Genomic DNA, 19,803 nt, shown 5'->3' on the forward strand with positions numbered 1-19,803 from the left:
AGCCCGTTGGGGCCAAACCGTTATGCGGCCGTCGTCATTCGGCGCCATTGCCGGCAAATTCGATGGGCTCGAACACCACCTTGGTATTGGCGCTTTGGATAATGACGCTGACCTCGAAGCTTCCACCTTCATCACTGGAAAGAAAGGTCCGCACCAGGCCCTCCTGATTGCTGAACCCCTGACCCGGCCGGACAGTCGCAGAGTCTGTATCACTCAGCGACACCCAGACCCAGTCCACCAACTGGTTTTGGCCAAGGTTGCCGTAACGATCCTTGAGCGTGCCGTAAACCTCGACTTGCTGGCCCAACGGCACCGCCCCTATCGGTGGCTGGGACCTCTCCGCCGGCCTTATCGTCAACGACTTCACATCCGCTATGACGTGAACGGTCTCGGCGTACTTGGGGTCTATCAGATCCAGCCAGTACAACGGCGCCTCGCTCCCCAGAACCTTGCCCAAGTACTGCGCGGTGGCGATGCCGTTCTCGTCGGTCCTGGCCTTCGCGATCGTGCCCAGGCTGGCCTGAAAGTACACATCGACATGGGGAATAGCCTTGTCGTCGGGGTCCTTGACCGTCACGGTGAAGGTGATCTTGTCCTCCGGGTTGTTCGCCACCACGTCGACCTTGTCCAGGACACAGTTGATCTTGACGATCTGTTCGGGCGCCTCGTCCCGGTAGGACGTCATCGCCGCACGGGACTCCGTGAGGCTCAGCAAGGCACTTTCCGCAGCAGCCCGATACGCCTCTTTGTCGATTGCCTCCGGTAAACAGCCGACGCGCAACACCGTCGAGGCGTCCATACCGGTGTGCCGCGCCAATACGCGGATGCGCATCAGCAGGTCCAGTTGGGACAGGTTCTTCACCAGGCGTTTGTCGGGATCGATATACGCGACACAGGCCCGCACCTCCTCCACGCTCCAGTCGAAAAACGCGGCCAGACGAATCGAGGCGGCTTTTTGCGCCAGGTCCAGCGCTTCATTGGAGATCTGATCAGGCAGCGCGTTGACCTCGCGCAGGTAATCCAGCAGCTTCCCGGCCGGTTGCTCACTCAGCTCGAAGGCGCGGGTCAGTGCCGAGAAGTAATACAGAGCGCGCAGCGAAAAATCGTAAGGGTCGTTCTGACCCAGCCAGGCCTTGTAGCCGTACTGCAAATAGTCCTGCAGCAACGTGGCGCTCAGGTCGAGTTGCAATGCCACGTTGCTGCGCTGCCGCACTTCGGCCAGCAGCATGAGCAAGGGGTCGGTTTCGTCGTCATTAAACGCGCCTTCCAGCGCGCGCTCGGCCCGTTCCTGCACCTGGCGCAACAGTTGATAAACCGTGCTGTTGGCCCAGACCAGCACACTGGTCACGCGCTCGGCATCCAGGCCGGTGTACACCGCCAGGCTTTCCCGGGCCACCGAGGCCTGGGCGTCACGCGCCTGCAGCAGCACCGCGAGCATGCGCTCGACCAGAACGGCATCCTCCTCGCCGAGGCCATCGTCCACCGCCTTACCCAGTTTTTCCCGGGCGCGCTCCAGATAATCGGCTTCACTGCCGTCAGGGTTGAGCACCAACCCCGAGGCATCCACCAGCGAGCCCAGCAAGTCCAGCCAGTCGGCGCTGGGCAGCGGTGGTACGCCCGCCATCAGCACGGAGGCGTTGCTGAACAGCGCGGCAGGCAGCAGGTTGCGGCACTGTTCGATGAACTGGCGTTCCTGTGCGGAGGCCACGGCCAGCGCCGCCGGTGGCGACACCTGCTGCAACATCCACAGCACTGGCAAGTCGCGATCCCGGCACCAGCCCACGCAAGAATGCAGGGCATAGATCAGGTTCAGCACATCGGGCGCCTCTTCGCCGCTGGCGGTGGCCTTGATCTGTGGGACACCCGCCAGCACATCGACCCAGCTGTTGCCGCCCAGAGCGGTCAGCATCAGCACGCCCTCCACCGGGGTGATGCCCAACAGGCGCGGCAACTTCACCAAGCGGAAGAACGCCGAGATGATCGACCGGCTGCGCTTCAATGTGCTGCTCAGGCCATGGGCCCGGGCAATCGCCAGTGCCAGGTAGTGGTAGGTCTTCAGATCGATGCCCAGGCCACTGCACAAGCGGTTGACCGTCAGGTCCATGCCTCCCGGCACCGGGATGATCGGGAAGTCCCCGTTATCCAGGAGCAAGGGAGACTGAAAGGCGCCTTGGTTGTTGAACACCAGGTCGAATTGCGACAGCGCATCGCCCCGGCCGTAGATCGCCATCTCGTCGATAAACACCGCGAAGTCCGGCGCGGTGCAGCCATAGCGCTCGCGCAGTGACTGAAACAAGCCAATGGCTTGCACCGTAGCCTCGCTGATCCACCAAGGGTTGGCGACGTCGCGCTTCTCAGCCTGCATCGCCGCCACCAGCAGCGCGTCCACCTGATCGCAGGGCAATTCCAGCCATTGGTCCAGGCGCACCTTGCGGTTCAACCGGTCGAAAAGTCCAAAATCGGCCCCAGGGATGGCACTCAAACGGTGGAACTTCTGGCCCGCTTCGCTGTAATTGATCGTGACCGCCGGGCTCTTGGCGGCATTGAGATAGACCGAGCCCGAACGCTCGCTTTCGGCCTCCCCATTCTCGGGTGCAGTCGCATACACCAAGACATTTGCCGAGCGTGTCGGGGCGAAATCCCGCGCCGACAACAGCGCCTCGACGCCCCGGGCATCGAGCTTGGTGCGCTCACCGAAAAAGGGCACCTGACTGAGGTTTTGCCAGGAGACATCGGCGGCACCGAAACTGGCCAAGTAAAACTCGTCCCGCCCGTCCTCGGGCACCGCTGATTCCGTCAACAACAGCCGCTGATAAGGCCCCAGTCGCGAGGCGTGGATCAGGGCCCGTTTGGCGTCGCCATTCCAGGCCTTGGGCAGGAGGAAATACGGGAAGGATTCGTCCACCATGTGCACAAAATTCCCCACCGACATCCCGTGATGGCGGGCAACCGCATCCAGGGTGACCCAGTGCTGGTAGTACGGCAGCCCATTGGGGTAGCGCGCGTCGATCAAGGCCTGTTCCAGATCGGCCGCCCCTCCTTCGCCCTTGATAAAGGTCTCGAGCACGGAAACGATGATATCCACCGCCGACACCGACTGATGCACTGCATTGAAATCCACCGCCAAGGCTTTCAGATCCTTGCGCCGATCATGCAGGGGCAGTTTCTTGTCCCCGCCGTCCCCGTCGTCCTTGCCGCAGGGCTCGACGCGGTCGCGGATCCAGCGCAACAGCTCAATGCAGTACGCCACCGGAGAGGTCACGGACTCCAGGGCATCGGGCGGGCACAATGTGTCGAAATCGGTCTGGAACAGTTGCTCGAAACTCGGTCCCTGCACCAGCGACAGCAGCCCGCTCGACGGTGTGCCGGCGAGCGCTCCGGACCCCGTCAGGCTCTGCTCGATAAAACGGCGGCGGACATACGCCGCCAGGCTATTGGCCCGGCGCAGGAACTGCTGCGCGTCATCACGACTGATCCCGTAATCGCGCACCAGCCCTTGCACACCCTGCTCCACCAAGGGAAACACCGAGCCGCCCTGCTCGATGTACGTGCTCAGGTCGGTGTAAGCCGCACGTTGGTTCTCGCCAAACACCTGCTCGAACAATTGCTGGATGGGACGTTGACCGGAATCTGCCATGGCCAGGCTCCTCGAATGGATGCAAGTACCCGAACGGCGGCTCGCCGCGCGGAAAAGTAGGTCTGTATAGTGCGAATCTGCGCCTGGAGAGCAGAAGCGTCTACTGTCAGAAGTGACAGTAGACACGAGCGCTTTTACGGCGCTGGCCGTTAACGCGGCGGTGGCCCGGGGACTTCAAAGCGCCGGCTTTGCACCCAATCGGAAATCGTTGAGCCATCCGCGCCATCGACGATGGTTTGCTTGAAACGGCACCAATTGCCGCCCGCCGACAATCGTCGGACCGACCAGCCTTGCCAGCCTTGGGCGCTGACAGCCAGCGCCGGTGCCCACACGTACTCGGGGTTGTACCAGCTCGTTACCTCGCCGGTGCCCCGCCGGCCCTGGCCGCTGAAGTTCACGGGCTCCGCGACCCAGCGCCCCGCCTGCGGCGTATCGATCACCGGCGAGTAGCTGCCCAATACAACCGGTTGCCGAGCGCAGCGATCGGATTCAAACCCGTCCAACGAAGCCACCGCCACCAACACCTGAGCACCAGCGGGTTGCGTGAGCGTCACGGCCACCGACCAGGTGCGATCCTCCAGCACCGGCGTACTGCCGAGCACGGTGTGTGCGGCATCGTCCAGGCTGATCGTGATCGTGTCCCCCGGCTCGCCGAAACCGGACACCACCGTGACGCGCCCGATCTCCCCGTCCTTGACCGGGGTTTCAATCCAGGGCGCGTCGGGCACCACGTCGCAGGTCACCGGCGAGCTTTCTCCGGACGCCTCCTTCTGCGCCTCCATGGTTTGCCGGGCCTGTAGCGTGATCACTCCCACCGGCAGGTTCACCGCACCTTCCCAACAGCCATCGAAGCCGACCGGCACTTCCATGAGCAACAAGTCCTCGCGCCCCTCCTCCCACACCTGGACCTTCGCGCCGGGCGTTCCCTTACCGGCAATCGTCGCCGCGCGCGGTACCTTGCCGCCCGGCAGCGGCACCGTGAACACCGGGGGCATCAGCACCACCATCACCGCGACCGGGTCGCTGAGTTCGGAGGGCCGACCGTCCAGGGTCTGTTGCGCATCGAAGATGCGGCGGCCGAAGGCCAGGCCCGTGAGGGCGATGGACCACTCGCCATCCGTTATCAACTGCTGGGGAGGGGCCGCATTGATGCCGTCAACGCGCAACTGCATGGACGCACCGGCCACGCCTAGCTGACCGCGCACCGTCAGGTCACGCGCGACTTCTGCCTCGCGCACGGGAGAGGTGATCACGGGTTTGTGCAGCGCTCTACTGACCTGGAAATTCCGCGACGCGGGCAGTGAGGTTTGTTGCCCGGCGGTCTGGGTGACGGTCACCGTATGCGTCACATTGGGGGTGAACGGGGTGGCGCGACGATGGGTCCAGTTGCCGTTGGTCATGGTGACGGGATGCACGATGGTCGGAGCATCGCTGTAGACCAGATTCACCACCGCCTCGATCCAGCAGGTGCCTTTGATGGTCGGCGACAGCTGGCTGTCATCGCCCCCCGTGATCTCGGTAATGACTGGCGGCAGAGGCGCAATGGTCACCTCCAGCTCCTCCCAACCGGAGACATGCCCGTTCAACTCCTGTCGCAGGTCAACCTTGCGCTTAAAGGTCGGGCCCCACTCTGCAGACGCCGTACTGGACCAGCGCCCGCCACTCACTTGCGCATCCGGCGCGACTTTGTTTCCGCCAGCGGGGCCGTACAGCACCACAGCGGCACCGGTGTAGCCCGTGCCAGAGAACACCGGTGTGTAATCGCCGGTGTAATCCACCGTGGGTCGCGGCAACTCGATGGTGTAGCTGAAGGTGTACTCCGAGGAAACAATCCAGCCACCGATGTTATCGGGCACTTTTTGCGTGGCCTTAAAGCTGTATCGGCCCAGCGGCCAATTGGCGGAGTCCACGCTCCAGGTGCCGTTATTGCTGACCGTGACCGGCGGTATCGTCTGCGAGCCCGGCCCGCTGAGTTTAATCACATCGACAGTGGCGTTTTTATGACCCGCGCCCGAGAACCTCAGGCCGCTATCGGCCAGCGCAGTGACCGACACCGAGGTCAGTCTGGATGGCCGAACCTTGAAGGTGACCGGCGTACCGCGCAAGGAAGAAACCCCTTGTATGGTTTGCTGCGCCACCAGGGTCACAACCCCCGGATCAACCGTGATGAAGCGGCTCCAGCCGGGCGCGGTGACCACCCCCGCTTGCCCGTGGTGGGTATTGCTCAAGTCAGTGTAGATATCGACCACGGCACCCTGAAAGCCGTTGGTGCCGGCCACGCTGAAGGTTGTATCGACCACGCCGGTGGGCCGGGTGATGGTGGGGGTACCGAGGATCTTGCAGGTCAAGGGCTCCGAATAGACGACCTGAGAGAGATTCGCTAGCGAGTACTTGGCCTTGACGGCAACAGTACGGGTGGGCAACGTTAAAATGACGGGACACGCCCAGCGTCTAGTGCCGTCAACGACGACAACACTGCCAAGCGTTTCGGCAAGATTAGCGGCATCGACCACCTCCACCGTCCATCCTGGTTCAGCGCTGCCCCTGAAGAAACTCCCGCTGCCCGTTGGGAGAAATGCATTCGGTAGCGGAGACGAAATGGTCGGCAGGGTGACAGTCCACACGTGCCCCGGGTCACCCCAATCCGATGCAAAGCCGTGTAGCGTCTGCCTGCAAGCGACTCTGAAACTGCCGCCAGGCAATGCTTTCACAAGTTGAACACGCCAATTGCCCGAAGTATCGACCACGCCTTCGCCGTACACCGTGTTGCCGTCACCGCTGCGGTGAATGGTCACCTGTGCATAGGGTGCCCCGGTATCCCCAGTCACAACAGGTAAGGGGAAGACACCCACATTAGCCCCGTTGGATGGAGACCGAACGACAGGCTTGGGCACCACCGAGACGTAAAACTCCGGAGTACGCTGGATGCTTTCCCGATCACTCAGCCATTGCAGAACCTGTAGGTGGTGATGGCCGGGCGCGAGCGGGGTTCTCAATCGCAACCTGAACTGCCCGTCGCCGCCCATTTGCATTTCATCGCTGCGGTAATCTTCTTTACCCGGGGTGACCACTCGCACATTGCGCCGCGCATGGCCGCCCCCCACGACCGTCACATCTCCGTTTTTGACGCTAGTGTCGCGGGGAGAAATAACGTAGGGCGGGCTGTCGGCCAGTGGTTCGCCGGCGTCGGGTTCGCCTGTTTCAGGAAGGTCGGTTTCATCAGTCATGGGGAGAGCCCTCGGCCTCGGACAACAACGGTTCATGCTTTTGTAAGCCATGCCCTTGCCCCTGCCTACCTGTAATAACTGACAGTTCAGACGAACGGCCCTACGGACTTTTCCCACATTTTTTGAGACCTACGTAGCCTTGCGCCTTTGCCTACAAGCCCCTCGGAATCGGCCGGCTTGTGGACTTTTGGCCTGCCCCGTAATTTGATCCATGTCGCTGATTGGCAGCGGCCGGGTTTAGTCGCCGGGAGGTCCATGAAAATTGCACAAGATCCATCAGACGGTCGGGATGTCCCTATCCCCCTTCCTGAACGTTATGTTGGCTGTGCGCAGGGCGCCTTCGGACGCGCCAGTTTTCATGGTCCTTCCGGTCGACTAACCAGTGTGCAGCCGCCACCCCTAGATGGGGTTGTTGCTGGTGGAGAAGTCACTGGAGAATGAGCCGGCGATCTGCGCGACCCAAGTTTCAGCGCTGCCCTTGCAGGAGCAAGGCCCGCCCGCGATGGCGATTTCGAGGCTGCCATCGCGGCCAAGCCTTGCACCTACAGGAGACCGATAGACACCGCCGACATCAGGCCGAAGCAGGCAACGGCTGAAAACTGAAGTACTGCCTCAACGCACTCACCAATTGCCCATACTCCGGCGGAGCCCGTTGCAGGCTGAACCCGGCGTCATAGTGGTGGGGCGTGGCGTCTTCATGGCACCACAAACAACTGCCGCACACATCAATGATCTGCGTGCAGCCGTCGCTGGCGGGAATCTTCAGGCGCAAGTCAAAATCAGCGCCAATCATCATCGGCAACTGACTGATCAGCATCAGGCCATCTTCGGACACATTGCCGAGAAAGCCGATGGGTTTGTCGGTGACGCTGTTGAACACTTTCAGAAAATACGGCAGTTGATGCCGCTCGATCCGGCGGTCAGTAAACATGCTGAATTCGCTACGCAAGGCTCTTAAGCAGAGCCGCACTAATGCTTCGGAACGGGCCTTCTGCTTTATAGATGCAGGATGGGCACGCTCTCCCCGCTTCCGGTGTGACAGTCCATCCAGACCGCTGCCACTTTTACCGCTGCCAGTCGCAGGTGTTGCGTCGGTTCAGAGGAAAAGGCTCTGAAGCCGATTTATTCGACTATAGCTGAACCTGTACACCCGGCCAGCCTTTGTATGAGATCTGTCATCAGAAGCGGGTTGGTCGCACAACCGGCGCGCTGCGGGTCGGATAGTGGCCAAGGGATTCCAGGGTTTCCAGGCGCGCACGAGCGCGGTAGGCGTATTCGCTTTGCGGGTACGACGCGATGATGTACTGGTACGTCTGGGCCGCGTCGATAAACAGCTTCTGCCGTTCCAGGCACTGGCCGCGCATCATCGACACTTCCGGCTGTACATAACGGCGCGCACGGCTGGCGCGGTCGACCTTGGACAATTCGAGCATCACCTGCTCACAATTGCCCCGGTCATAGGCGCTGTAGGCGTTATTCAAATGATGGTTCATCGACCAACGGGTGCAGCCCGTGACGCTGAGGGCAATGACGGCTATGAGCGCAAATCGCATGAGGGTTCTCCTGTCTTGAGCTCTGTATCGACCCGTCGGCGGAAATCTTCAGGCTGCCTGTAACCAAAAGTATTCGTTTCAAGAAACAAACGAATAAGTAGTGCATCCGAACAATGACTACATCCAAAGACCATAGTAGCCTCACTCAGCGCTTGAACTCAGGAGTCTATGCATGTCCGTCCGTCGCACCAAAATCGTCGCTACCCTTGGCCCGGCCAGTAACTCGCCGGAAGTTCTCGAACAGCTGATTCTGGCTGGCCTGGACGTCGCCCGCCTGAACTTCTCCCACGGCACCCCCGACGAGCACAAGGCTCGCGCGAAGCTGGTGCGTGACCTCGCCGCCAAGCACGGCCGCTTCGTCGCCCTGCTGGGTGACCTGCAAGGCCCGAAAATCCGTATCGCCAAATTCGCCGGCAAGAAGATCGAGCTGAAGATCGGTGATCAATTCACCTTCTCCACCAGCCATCCGCTGACCGAAGGCAACCAGCAAGTGGTCGGCATCGACTACCCGGACCTGGTCAAGGATTGCGGCGTGGGCGACGAGCTGCTGCTCGACGACGGCCGCGTGGTGATGCGCGTCGATACCGCCACCGCCACCGAACTGAACTGCACCGTGCTGATCGGCGGTCCGCTGTCGGACCACAAAGGCATCAACCGTCGCGGCGGTGGCCTGACTGCCCCGGCCCTGACTGAAAAAGACAAGGCCGACATCAAGCTCGCCGCCGAAATGGAAGTCGACTACCTCGCCGTGTCCTTCCCGCGCGACGCTGCCGACATGGAATACGCCCGTCAACTGCGCGACGAGGCCGGCGGTACGGCCTGGCTGGTGGCGAAGATCGAACGCGCCGAAGCCGTGGCCGACGACGACACCCTCGATGCCCTGATCAAAGCCTCCGACGCTGTCATGGTTGCCCGTGGTGACCTGGGCGTGGAAATCGGCGATGCCGAGCTGGTGGGCATTCAGAAGAAAATCATTCTGCATGCACGCCGCCACAACAAGGCGGTAATCGTCGCGACCCAGATGATGGAGTCGATGATCCAGAACCCGATGCCGACCCGCGCCGAAGTGTCCGACGTGGCCAACGCCGTGCTCGACTACACCGACGCCGTGATGCTCTCGGCTGAAAGTGCTGCCGGTCTGTACCCGCTGGAAGCCGTGCAAGCGATGGCGCGCATCTGCGTCGGCGCTGAAAAGCACCCGACCAGCAAGACCTCCAGCCACCGCATCGGCAAGGTCTTCGAAAGCTGCGACCAGTCCATCGCCCTCGCGGCCATGTACACCGCCAACCACTTCCCGGGCGTAAAGGCGATCATCGCCCTGACCGAAAGTGGCTATACGCCGCTGATCATGTCGCGCATCCGTTCCTCGGTGCCGATCTACGCGTTCTCCCCGCACCGCGAAACCCAGGCCCGCGCCGCCATGTTCCGTGGCGTCTACACCGTGCCATTCGACCCGGCGTCCTTGCCACCTGAGCAAGTCAGCCAGGCCGCGATCGACGAGTTGCTCAAGCGCGGCGTCGTGGAAAAAGGCGACTGGGTCATCCTGACCAAGGGCGACAGCTACCACACCATCGGCGGCACCAACGGCATGAAAATCCTGCACGTTGGCGATCCGATGGTCTGAGTGACCGGTTGCTGAAAATCAAAAGCCCCGCCCTGTGAATGGCGGGGCTTTTTGGTTTCTGATCTGGGGGATGTGGTGCCTGGGCCGGCGCCTTCGCGGGCAAGCCTCGCTCCTACAGGGGGGGACGCATTCCAAATATTGATGATCGTTCCCACGCTCCGCGTGGGAATGCAGCCCGGGACGCTCCGCGTCCCACAGAGCCGAACGTAGAGCGTCCGTTGAGGCATTCCCATGCAGAGCGTGGGAACGATCACTCAGCGCCGGTTGATAAACCCCGACAACGCCGCCAGCGCTTCCGGCGAGCGCAGCCGCTGGGTAAACAACGCGCCCTCCTCCTCGATCACTTGGCGAATCAATGCCCGGTCCGGCGCTTTCATCAATTGCTTGCTGATGCGTACGGCTTCAACAGGCAATGCTTCAAACTTCAACGCCATCTCCCGCGCCTTGGCCAGCGCCGCTTCGCCACTGCCCAGCGCTTCGGTGGCAACGCCCCACGCCGCCGCTTGTTCACCGCTGAAGCCTTCGCCCAGCAGCAACAATTCCGCCGCTTTGGCGTGGCCGAGCAAACGCGGCAGGATCAGGCTGGAGCCGAATTCCGGGCACAACCCGAGATTCACGAACGGCATGCGCAAACGTGCGTCGCGGCTGATGTAGACCAGATCGCAGTGCAGCAACAACGTAGTGCCAATCCCCACCGCCGCCCCGGCCACGGCGGCGATCACCGGTTTGCGGCAGTCGAGCAGGTTGAGCATGAAGTGGAACACCGGGCTGTCGAGACTGCTCGGCGGTTGCTGGAGGAAGTCGGAGATGTCGTTGCCGGCGGTGAAACACTCGGCGCTGCCGGTGATCAGCACGGCGTTGATTTGCGGGTCGCTGTCGGCGTGTTTCAGAGCTTCGGCCATGTGGCTGTACATGGCGCGGGTCAGGGCGTTTTTCTTGTCGGGGCGGTTCAGACGCAGGGTCAGCAGACCGCGTTCGCGTTCAATCTGGATGGCATCGGGCATGGCGGGTCTCGCGTCGTTAAACGATCAGCGCTCAACCACGGGGCAGGAACACGTCGGCCAGCAGTTGATTGCGCGGCAGTCCCGCCAGGTACAGGCGCCGGGCAAAGGCGTCGACGCTGTCGGGGCCACCGCAGAGTAAGGCCAGGGTTTGCCGGGAAACAAGCCGCAGTTGCGCCAACGCCTGGGGCAACTCGGCCGGGGTCCAGAGTTCGACCGTGAGGTTTTCGCGGCCGGCGGCCATGGCTTGCAGGGGTTTGGCCAGATAGTGCTCGTCGGCGTCATGGGCCAGGTGAATGACGCGGATGGCGCCCTGGTGATCCTGACGCAGCGCTTCGCGCAGCACACCGAACAACGGCCCCAGCCCAGTGCCGGCGGCCAGCAGCCACAGGGGCCGGGTGTGCCAGTCGGCGTCGTAATGCAAGGCGCCGCCGCGCAGTTCGCCCAGGCGCAGGGTGTCGCCAATCTGCAACTGACGCGCGGCGTCGCTGAATTCGCCGGGCTGGCGGCAATCGAGGTGGAATTCCAGGAATCGGTCTTCATCCGGCAGGCTCGCCAGGGAATACGGGCGCGCCACGTGACCGGCCCACAACACCAGATGCTGGCCGGCGCTGTAGCGCAATGGCCGCTGAGTGGTCAGGCGCAAGCGCAGCACATGGGCGCTGAGCCAATCGACGGCTGCGACCTCGGCCGGACGAGCATCCTGTTGCGGATCAAACGTGTGCACCTGCAAGTCTTCGATCACCGAACACTGACAGGCCAGACGCCAACCTTGCTGGCGTTGCTCCGCGCTCAAGGCATCGGGGCGGCTGTCGGCGGGCAGGCCTTGCACGCATTGCACCAGGCACGCATGACAACTGCCGGCGCGGCAACTGTAAGGCACGGAGACGCCGTTCTGATTCAGGGCATCGAGCAGGTTGCTGCCCGCCGCCACCGACCATTGGCGTTCGCCGACCCGGACCTCAGGCATCGATGTTCTCCCACGCCGCCGCGCAACGATTGCGGCCGTCGCGCTTGGCCCGGTACAGCGCCTGGTCGGCCCGTTGCAGGGCGTCGTCGAGGTCGTCGCCCAGTTCCAGCAGGGTCATACCGGCGCTCAGGCTGAGGTTGCTGACGCTCAGGCCGAACAACTCGACATCGGTGAAAGCAATGCGCAGGCGTTCGCAACAAGAGGTCAGGCGCTCGGCATCGCAGTCGGGCAGCAACACCACGAATTCTTCGCCGCCGTAACGGGCCAGTACATCGCCGTCGCGCAGGCAGGCCGTGGCCACCCCGGCGAAGGCTTGCAACACCTGGTCGCCGGCGGCATGGCCGTGTACGTCGTTGATGCGTTTGAAGTGGTCGAGGTCGATCAGCGCCAAACCGTGGACCACGCCAGCGTCCATCGCATTCAGCTCCCGGGAAGCCAGGCGCAGAAAGTGGCGGCGGTTGAACAGGCCGGTGAGTTCATCGGTGGCGACGAGGTCTTCGAGCTGGCGCATCATCCCGCGCAGGGTGTCCTGGTGCGCTTGCAAGGCGAAGCGGCGCTGGCGCATCAGTTGGCGCGAGGCCTGGACGTATCGGGCGTAAAGCACCAGCCACACCAGCACGATAAACAGCACGCACACCTGCAACAGCGCCAGGGCCGGGTCGGCCAACTGGAAGTGGTAGCCCTCCCACAGCGTGATGGCGCTGAAACTGAAGAACACCAGCAACGCACAACGGACAAAGGCCCGACGCGAGAGGTGGAACAGGCCGAACAGCAAAATCAGGATATAGAAGACCAGGAACGCGCCGCGGGCTTCGTCCAGGTGAGAGATGAGCCAGGTTTGCCAGCCCAGGCCCAGCAATACCTGGACTTCGGTCAGGCTGGGGTCGGCGAAGCGCAGATTGCAGCCGCTGTAGAACACCGCGAACAGCGCCGCCTGCGTGATGACCACCATTGCGCTGCCAATCGCGACACTGGCCAGGGGCGCATCGAAGTGCCCGGTGAAAAACGCCAGCCACAGCAGCAGTAATGCCAGGGCATAGGTGCCGGCCGCGAGGGCAAAACGTTTGAGCAACAGGCGCTGGATGGCGTTATGGGTCAATCGTTGACTCACCAAAGGAAAAGAGGCTGAAAGAGTGTCCTACTCTACAGGCCGATGGCCACTTTAGTGGCGCGACCGATAAATGACCATTCAATTTTGGAAGCGGAAAACTGGCGTCAAAAGCATGGCCCGCTTGACTCCTGTTTATGGGCATAAACGCCTCTGTGGCGAGGGAGCTTGCTCCCGCCGGGCTGCGAAGCGGCCCCTCTCCTTACCTGAAAAGAGGGGGAGCGCTTCGCACTCCAGCGCAAGCAAGCTCCTTCGCCACAGGTCAACTCCGACCAAAAGCCAATGTGTACCCGCCAGCGAGCCGCGTTATACTGCCGCGCCTTTTTAGCGTCGCGCCAGCAGCCCCGGTGTGACAGAGGATCAGCTACAAGTCTCAAGTTTCAAGCCGCAAGCTGAAGCCGTTCGCGTACTGCTTGGAACTTGCAGCTTGAAACTTAAGGCTTGTAGCTGCCCCATAGAATGTTCCCGTCTTTTAGAGGAGCGCGACTCATGACCGTGATCAAGCAAGACGACCTGATTCAGAGCGTTGCCGACGCCCTGCAGTTCATTTCTTATTACCACCCCGTTGATTTTATCCAGGCGATGCACGAAGCCTACCTGCGCGAAGAATCGCCAGCGGCCCGTGATTCGATGGCGCAAATCCTGATCAACTCGCGCATGTGCGCCACCGGCCACCGTCCGATCTGCCAGGACACCGGCATCGTGACCGTGTTTGTCCGTGTGGGCATGGACGTGCGTTGGGATGGCGCCACCATGAGCCTGGACGACATGATCAACCAAGGCGTGCGCCAAGCGTACAACCTGCCGGAAAACGTCCTGCGTGCCTCGATCCTCGCCGACCCGGCGGGCGCTCGCAGGAACACCAAGGACAACACCCCGGCCGTGATCCACTACTCCATCGTTCCGGGTAATACCGTGGAAGTGGACGTAGCGGCCAAGGGCGGCGGTTCCGAGAACAAGTCGAAAATGGCCATGCTCAACCCGTCCGACTCGATCGTCGACTGGGTTCTGAAGACCGTTCCGACCATGGGCGCCGGCTGGTGCCCACCGGGCATGCTTGGCATCGGCATCGGCGGCACCGCCGAGAAAGCCGCCGTCATGGCCAAGGAAGTGTTGATGGAATCCATCGACATCCACGAGCTGAAGATGCGCGGCCCGTCCAACCGTATCGAAGAGATGCGCCTGGAGCTGTTCGAGAAGGTCAACCAACTGGGCATCGGCGCCCAGGGCCTGGGCGGCCTGACCACCGTGCTCGACGTGAAGATCATGGATTACCCGACCCACGCCGCGTCCCTGCCGGTGTGCATGATCCCGAACTGCGCCGCCACCCGTCACGCGCACTTCGTGCTCGACGGTTCCGGCCCGGCCTCGCTGGAAGCGCCACCGCTGGACGCCTACCCGGAAATCGTCTGGGAAGCCGGCCCGTCGGCCCGTCGCGTCAACCTCGACACCCTGACCCCGGAAGACGTGCAGAGCTGGAAGCCGGGCGAAACCGTCCTGCTCAACGGCAAGATGCTCACCGGTCGCGACGCCGCGCACAAGCGCATGGTCGAGATGCTGAACAAAGGTGAAGCCCTGCCGGTGGACCTGAAAGGTCGCTTCATCTACTACGTCGGCCCGGTTGATCCGGTGCGCGAAGAAGTGGTTGGGCCTGCCGGTCCGACCACCGCGACGCGGATGGACAAGTTCACCCGTCAGATCCTCGAGCAAACCGGCCTGCTGGGCATGATCGGCAAATCCGAGCGCGGCCCGACTGCGATCGAAGCGATCAAGGACCACAAAGCCGTGTACCTGATGGCAGTGGGCGGCGCGGCTTACCTGGTGGCGCAAGCCATCAAGAAATCCCGCGTCGTGGCTTTCGCCGAGCTGGGGATGGAAGCCATCTACGAGTTCGACGTCAAAGACATGCCGGTGACCGTTGCGGTGGATAGCAAAGGTGAATCGGTGCACATCACCGGTCCTGCCATCTGGCAGAAAAAGATCAGTGAAAGCCTGGCGGTAGAAGTGCAGTAAGCACTAACACCTCCAAAAACGGCCGGGTCATCTCCCCAGATGACCCGGCCGTTTTTTTTTGCCCATCCCCCACCTGTGGGAGATCGGTATAAACAGTCATCCCCTGCAACCCAATCAATCTAAAAATCCCGCCCCCACCTGTCAGATCTGACAGGTTACGCCGCCCCGGCAACTTGATAGCGTTGACCCACACCGAAACCCTTTGCCGAACACCGGGATCCGCCCCATGGACGATCACGCTTCGCTGAGCATCACCACGCCCTCCATTGCCCGCACTGCGTCCATTGCCATGGTCGGCAAAAGCGGCTCGGTCGGTTTCACCGGCAGCGCGTCATTCGAATTGCCGCTGCCCCTGTCGGCCGGGCGCGGTTTCGATCCCAACCTGTCGCTGGGCTATGACAGCCAGGCCGGCAACGGACCGTTCGGGATTGGCTGGGGGTTGAACAGCGGTGCCATTTCCCGACAGACCAACAAGGGCGTGCCGCGCTACCAGGACGACGATGTGATGATCGGCCACGACGGCCAGCAGTGGCGCCCGGAACGGGATGCCCAGGGGCAGATCACGTCCAGGAGCGAAACCCATTACCGGGGCGTGCCCGTGGGGTCACACACGGTGGTGCGTTATTTCCCCCGCATTGAAACCACCTTCGCGCTGATCGAGTTCTGGCGCTCCAGTGCCAACCCGCAGGGTTTCTGGCTGATACACGACACCGACGGCAGCCTGCACCTGTTCGGCAAAGCCGATACCGCGCGGGTGGCCGATCCGAACGACCTGCAACGCGTTACGTCCTGGCTCATACAGGAAAGCCTGAGTGCCCACGGCGAGCACATCGCCTACGAGTACAAAGCCGAGGAAGCCTCACCGGCGCCCCATGACTACCGGGCCCAGCGTTACTTGCAACGGGTGCTCTACGGCAACGCCGCAGCCAGCAGCCACTTGTATGGCTGGACCGAGCCACCGCCCTCGCCGGCGTGGCATTTCCATCTGCTGTTCGACTACGGCGAACGCACCCTGGACCGGGAACAGAAACCCACCTACGAACCCAAGACCCCGTGGCCAGTGCGCAGCGATCCGTTCCACACCTACGGCAACGGCTTTGAAGTCGGCACCCGGCGCTTGTGTCATCAGGTGCTGATGTTCCATCACTTCCCCCGGGAACTGGGGGCGAACCCGGTGCTGGTGCGACGGCTGCTGCTGGAGTACCGCGCCACGTCCCTGGGCTACAACCAGTTGGCGGCCGCGCACTATCAGGCCTGGGACGCCAGTGGCGCGGTGGAAAACCGCCCGCCCCTGGAGTTCGACTACTCGGCGTTCGCCCCCAATACCCAACCGGCGCCCTTGTTGCCCTTCGATAACATGCCCGGCCTTGAGGATGGGCAACGCTATCAATCCGTCGATCTGTTTGGCGAGGGCTTGCCGGGTTTTCTGTGCCGCTACGACCAGGCCTGGTTCTACCGCGAGCCGTTGCGCGATGAGTCCGGCGATGATGACATCACCTACGGCCCATGGACCGAACTCAGCCAGATCCCCCGCGCCGACAGCCGTAAACCGGTGCAGCAAACCCTCACCGACCTGACCGGTGACGGGCGCCTGGACTGGGTCATCGCTCAACCGGGCCTGAGCGGTTTCCACACCCTGAACCCGGACCGCAGCTGGTCAGGCTTCATCCCGTTCAGCGCGTTTCCGGCGGAGTATTTCCACACCCTGGCGCAACTGGGCGACTTGAGCGGCGACGGCCTCAGCTCCCTCGCGCTGATCGGCCCCAGGAGCGTGCGCTTGTACGCCAACCGTCGCACCGACGGTTTCGCCAAGGCTGAGGAGGTGCCCCATCTGCCGGACGACGACCGCTTGCCGTTGTTCAGCGATGCGCCGTCAGAATTGGTGTTCCTGGGCAACATGCTGGGCAGCGACATGAGCGAGTTGTGTCGCATCCGCCACAACGAAATCAAATGCTGGCCGAACCTGGGTCACGGGCGTTTCGGCCAGGGTTTCGTGATGAGCGCCCTGCCCTTCAGCTACCACGAATTCGATGCCGCCCGCGTGCGCATTGCCGACCTCGACGGCTCCGGGGCACCGGCGCTGATTTACCTGAAGTCCGACGGTTTCGACATCTACTTCAACCGGGGTGGTAATGGTCTGGAGCAGACACCAGTCCAAGTCTCCTGGCCCGAAGGTGTGCGCTACGACAACCATTGCCAAGTGACCCTCGCCGACCTGCAAGGCCTGGGCTGCGCCAGTCTGATCCTGACAGTGCCGCACATGAAACCCCGGCACTGGCGCTATGACTTTGTCAGTGCCCGGCCGTACCTGCTGAGTGCCAGCAACAACAACATGGGGTGCGGCACGCACGTGAAGTACCGCAGCTCGGCGCAGGAGTGGCTGGATGAAAAACGGCAATTGCATAACCGCAAAATGCTAGCGATGTCGTACCTGCCATTCCCGATTCAAGTGGTCAGCAAACAGCAGCAAAAGGACGAGATCACCGGCAACGTGCTCACCCAATCCCTCAGCTACAGCCAGGGTTACTACGATGGTATCGAGCGCGAGTTCCGGGGTTTCGGCCTGGTGCGCCAGACCGACAGCGAAGCCGTGCAGACTGAGGACGACATCGGCTTCACCGCCCCGGCGCTGGCCTGCACCTGGTTCCATACGGGCCGCAGCGTGGACATGCCGCGAGACGGTTATTTCGCCCAGGACCCGGACGCCCAACCCTTGGGCGATACGCTGTTCTGTCGCTACCACGCCAGCGACGCCTTCGATGAACCGGTGACCCCGGACGCAGCCACCGCCCGTGCAATCGCCCGGGCCCTCGCCGGCGCAGTGTTGCGCACGGAAACCTATGCGCTGGACGACACCCTGCCCTACCAGGTTGAGGAGTACCGCTACAAAGTCCGTGAATTGCGGGGCATCGACGCTCACCCGCCCCACGGCAGCCTGTTCGCTGCGCCGCTGGAACAAATCAGTTACCAGTACGAACGCTTTATCGACGACCCGCTGTGCCGCCACGACATCACCCTGAGCCAGGATGCGTTCGGCCAGCCGACCCATGCCCTCACCGTCCACTACGCCCGGCGCAAGACCGAACTCGACGCACCGCCCTTCGATGACCCGGACGAACAAGCCTGGTGGCGCGACGCCCACGACCCGCAGCAACAGTCTTATTACCTGAGCGAAACCCGCGCCGAATTCATTCACCTGACCGACCCGCAAGGCTGGCGCGTGGGGCTGCCCTATCGCCAGCGCGGCAACGCCTTGAAGTTGCCCAAAGGCGCGTTGCCCACGGGGCTCAATCCCGGGCAAATCAGCTACGAATTGCTGCTTGAGCATCACGCCAGCCCGGCGTGGAACAGCGCGCGGGAATTGACCAGGCAAGCGCTGCAGCGTTACCTCAACACCGCAGACCGCTCCGTGCGGCCCGATGGCAGCGCCGACTTCGAAGCCCTGGCCGCGCCCCAGGAAATCGCGCAATTGGACAAGACCGCGCTGGACGCCTACAACACCCTGCCCCCGCCCTTCGATATCCGGGTCGAGCTGGTGAAGATCGGCTATGTGCACATGCCGTTGTTCCTTGAGCCGGACGTCGATGAAGACCAGCGCAAAAACCTTTGGTCGGCCCGCTACGGGTTTGCCGAATACGCCGACCTGGCCGGCTTCTACAAGGTGCGCAAGTACAACGAGACCTTGAGCCACGGCGTCACCCAGGCCAGCTATGACTCCTACCACCTGGCGATCACCGAGGTCACGTTGCCGGACGGCTGCACCACCCGCGCCGAATACGATTACCACGCGCTGCAACCGCTGCGCCTCATCGATGCCAACGACAACATTGAGGAAGCGCTGTACGAACCGTCCGGCCAGCCGCTGGCCGTCAGCTTCTACGGTACGGAAAACGGGGTGCCCGTCGGGTTCAAGCCGCTGAGCGAGTACGTTCGGCCCGCATCGTCGCTGCCGGACCCGGCCATCGATAACCCCGAGGCAGCCCTGCAAAAAGCCGCCAGCGTCCTGCGCAAGGACTTGTTCAGCTGGATGGGCCAACTCCCCGGCGCCACCCACCAGACCGCCGCCTGGCTCGCCGGCTGGATCGCCGACGGTTACGTGCTGCCCAGCCTGCACATCCGCGCCAGCGCCCGCACGCGACTGGCCCGGCTCAAATCGCGCACCGCCGCCGAACAAACGCTCAAGGAACTGATCGCAGCGACACCCCGTGAACCGGTGCACAGCGTGATCCTCAGCGCCGACCGCTACCCCGATGACCCGTTGCAGCAGATCCAGATCAGCAAGGCCTGCGTGGACGGTTTCGGCCGGGCGCTGCAAACCCAGCAAAAGGTCGAGCCCGGCCTGGCCTACAGCGCCAATGCCAACCTCGAATTGGAGGTGGTGGACGGCCAACCGCTGGAGAAACCGGCCGACCCGCGCTGGCGCATCAGCGAACGGGTGGAATACAACAACAAGGGCGCCGTGACCCGTGTCTTCCGCCCCTACTTCTGTAACACCCATGGCTATATCCGCGACCAGTCCTTTCGCCTGTTCGGCTACCACGACCAGCAGTTCTACGACCCGCTGGGCCGTCCGATCAAGGTCATCAGCGCCAAAGGCTATGAGTCGTTTGACAGCCTGCATCCGTGGTATCGCGCCAGTCACGACTTCAACGACACCGAGGGCTCGTGAG

The 19,803-nt window shown here is 62.6% G+C and carries 10 protein-coding genes; 3 read left to right on the forward strand and 7 right to left on the reverse strand.

Annotated elements, in window-relative coordinates; genetic code table 11:
- Positions 1–34: 34 nt before the first annotated feature.
- From FQ192_RS06860 to FQ192_RS06875, 4 genes are all read right to left on the reverse strand, one after another.
- The gene (locus FQ192_RS06860) at positions 35–3,637 is read right to left on the reverse strand and encodes a Tc toxin subunit A (RefSeq protein WP_149657919.1); all 3,603 of its coding nucleotides are present in this window, start codon (positions 3,635–3,637) and stop codon (positions 35–37) included.
- A 149-nt stretch (positions 3,638–3,786) separates the two neighbouring features.
- Positions 3,787–5,985 carry a hypothetical protein gene (locus FQ192_RS06865; RefSeq protein ID WP_256672233.1) on the reverse strand — a complete coding sequence of 733 codons (2,199 nt, stop codon included), beginning with the start codon at positions 5,983–5,985 and terminating at the stop codon, positions 3,787–3,789.
- Between the two features lie 1,450 nt (positions 5,986–7,435).
- Entirely contained in the window at positions 7,436–7,795 is a 360-nt protein-coding gene (locus tag FQ192_RS06870; protein ID WP_149657920.1) for a PilZ domain-containing protein, read from the reverse strand.
- A gap of 247 nt (positions 7,796–8,042) precedes the next feature.
- Positions 8,043–8,417, reverse strand: a complete 375-nt coding sequence (locus tag FQ192_RS06875; RefSeq protein WP_149657921.1) for a tol-pal system YbgF family protein — start codon at positions 8,415–8,417, stop codon at positions 8,043–8,045.
- A gap of 172 nt (positions 8,418–8,589) precedes the next feature.
- On the opposite strand from FQ192_RS06875, the gene pyk reads away from it, so the two are divergent.
- A complete protein-coding gene (gene pyk / locus FQ192_RS06880; RefSeq protein WP_123600008.1) occupies positions 8,590–10,041 on the forward strand; it encodes a pyruvate kinase in 1,452 nt (483 codons plus the stop codon).
- A gap of 254 nt (positions 10,042–10,295) precedes the next feature.
- Here pyk and FQ192_RS06885 read toward each other — a convergent pair whose 3' ends face one another.
- The 3 genes from FQ192_RS06885 to FQ192_RS06895 are packed head-to-tail and all read right to left on the reverse strand — an operon-like array spanning position 10,296 to position 13,111.
- Positions 10,296–11,045, reverse strand: coding sequence for an enoyl-CoA hydratase-related protein (locus FQ192_RS06885; RefSeq protein WP_149657922.1), 750 nt, complete (start codon positions 11,043–11,045; stop codon positions 10,296–10,298).
- A 31-nt stretch (positions 11,046–11,076) separates the two neighbouring features.
- Positions 11,077–12,012: an iron-sulfur-binding ferredoxin reductase gene (locus tag FQ192_RS06890; RefSeq protein ID WP_149657923.1), complete on the reverse strand. Its 936-nt coding sequence runs from the start codon at positions 12,010–12,012 to the stop codon at positions 11,077–11,079.
- Positions 12,005–13,111, reverse strand: coding sequence for a diguanylate cyclase (locus FQ192_RS06895; RefSeq protein ID WP_149657924.1), 1,107 nt, complete (start codon positions 13,109–13,111; stop codon positions 12,005–12,007). Before FQ192_RS06895 ends, FQ192_RS06890 begins: the two co-directional genes overlap by 8 nt.
- Positions 13,112–13,609: 498 nt before the next feature.
- Here FQ192_RS06895 and FQ192_RS06900 point away from each other — a divergent pair, with 498 nt between their 5' ends.
- Both FQ192_RS06900 and FQ192_RS06905 read left to right on the forward strand, forming a co-directional pair.
- On the forward strand, positions 13,610–15,133 hold the full coding sequence (locus FQ192_RS06900) for a fumarate hydratase (RefSeq protein ID WP_149657925.1): 1,524 nt from the start codon (positions 13,610–13,612) through the stop codon (positions 15,131–15,133).
- 226 nt (positions 15,134–15,359) lie between these two features.
- Entirely contained in the window at positions 15,360–19,802 is a 4,443-nt protein-coding gene (locus FQ192_RS06905; RefSeq protein WP_149657926.1) for a SpvB/TcaC N-terminal domain-containing protein, read from the forward strand.
- The last annotated feature ends 1 nt before the right edge of the window (position 19,803 follow it).

The sequence above is a fragment of the Pseudomonas sp. ANT_J12 genome (assembly GCF_008370045.1).
In the GTDB taxonomy this organism is placed as follows: domain Bacteria; phylum Pseudomonadota; class Gammaproteobacteria; order Pseudomonadales; family Pseudomonadaceae; genus Aquipseudomonas.

Coding starts and splice junctions, on each gene's coding strand:
- FQ192_RS06870 (WP_149657920.1), bottom strand. CDS start 7,795: ATGTTTACTGACCGCCGGATCGAGCGGCATCAACTGCCGTATTTTCTG.
- FQ192_RS06905 (WP_149657926.1), top strand. CDS start 15,360: ATGGACGATCACGCTTCGCTGAGCATCACCACGCCCTCCATTGCCCGC.
- FQ192_RS06890 (WP_149657923.1), bottom strand. CDS start 12,012: ATGCCTGAGGTCCGGGTCGGCGAACGCCAATGGTCGGTGGCGGCGGGC.
- FQ192_RS06885 (WP_149657922.1), bottom strand. CDS start 11,045: ATGCCCGATGCCATCCAGATTGAACGCGAACGCGGTCTGCTGACCCTG.
- pyk (WP_123600008.1), top strand. CDS start 8,590: ATGTCCGTCCGTCGCACCAAAATCGTCGCTACCCTTGGCCCGGCCAGT.
- FQ192_RS06860 (WP_149657919.1), bottom strand. CDS start 3,637: ATGGCAGATTCCGGTCAACGTCCCATCCAGCAATTGTTCGAGCAGGTG.
- FQ192_RS06875 (WP_149657921.1), bottom strand. CDS start 8,417: ATGCGATTTGCGCTCATAGCCGTCATTGCCCTCAGCGTCACGGGCTGC.
- FQ192_RS06900 (WP_149657925.1), top strand. CDS start 13,610: ATGACCGTGATCAAGCAAGACGACCTGATTCAGAGCGTTGCCGACGCC.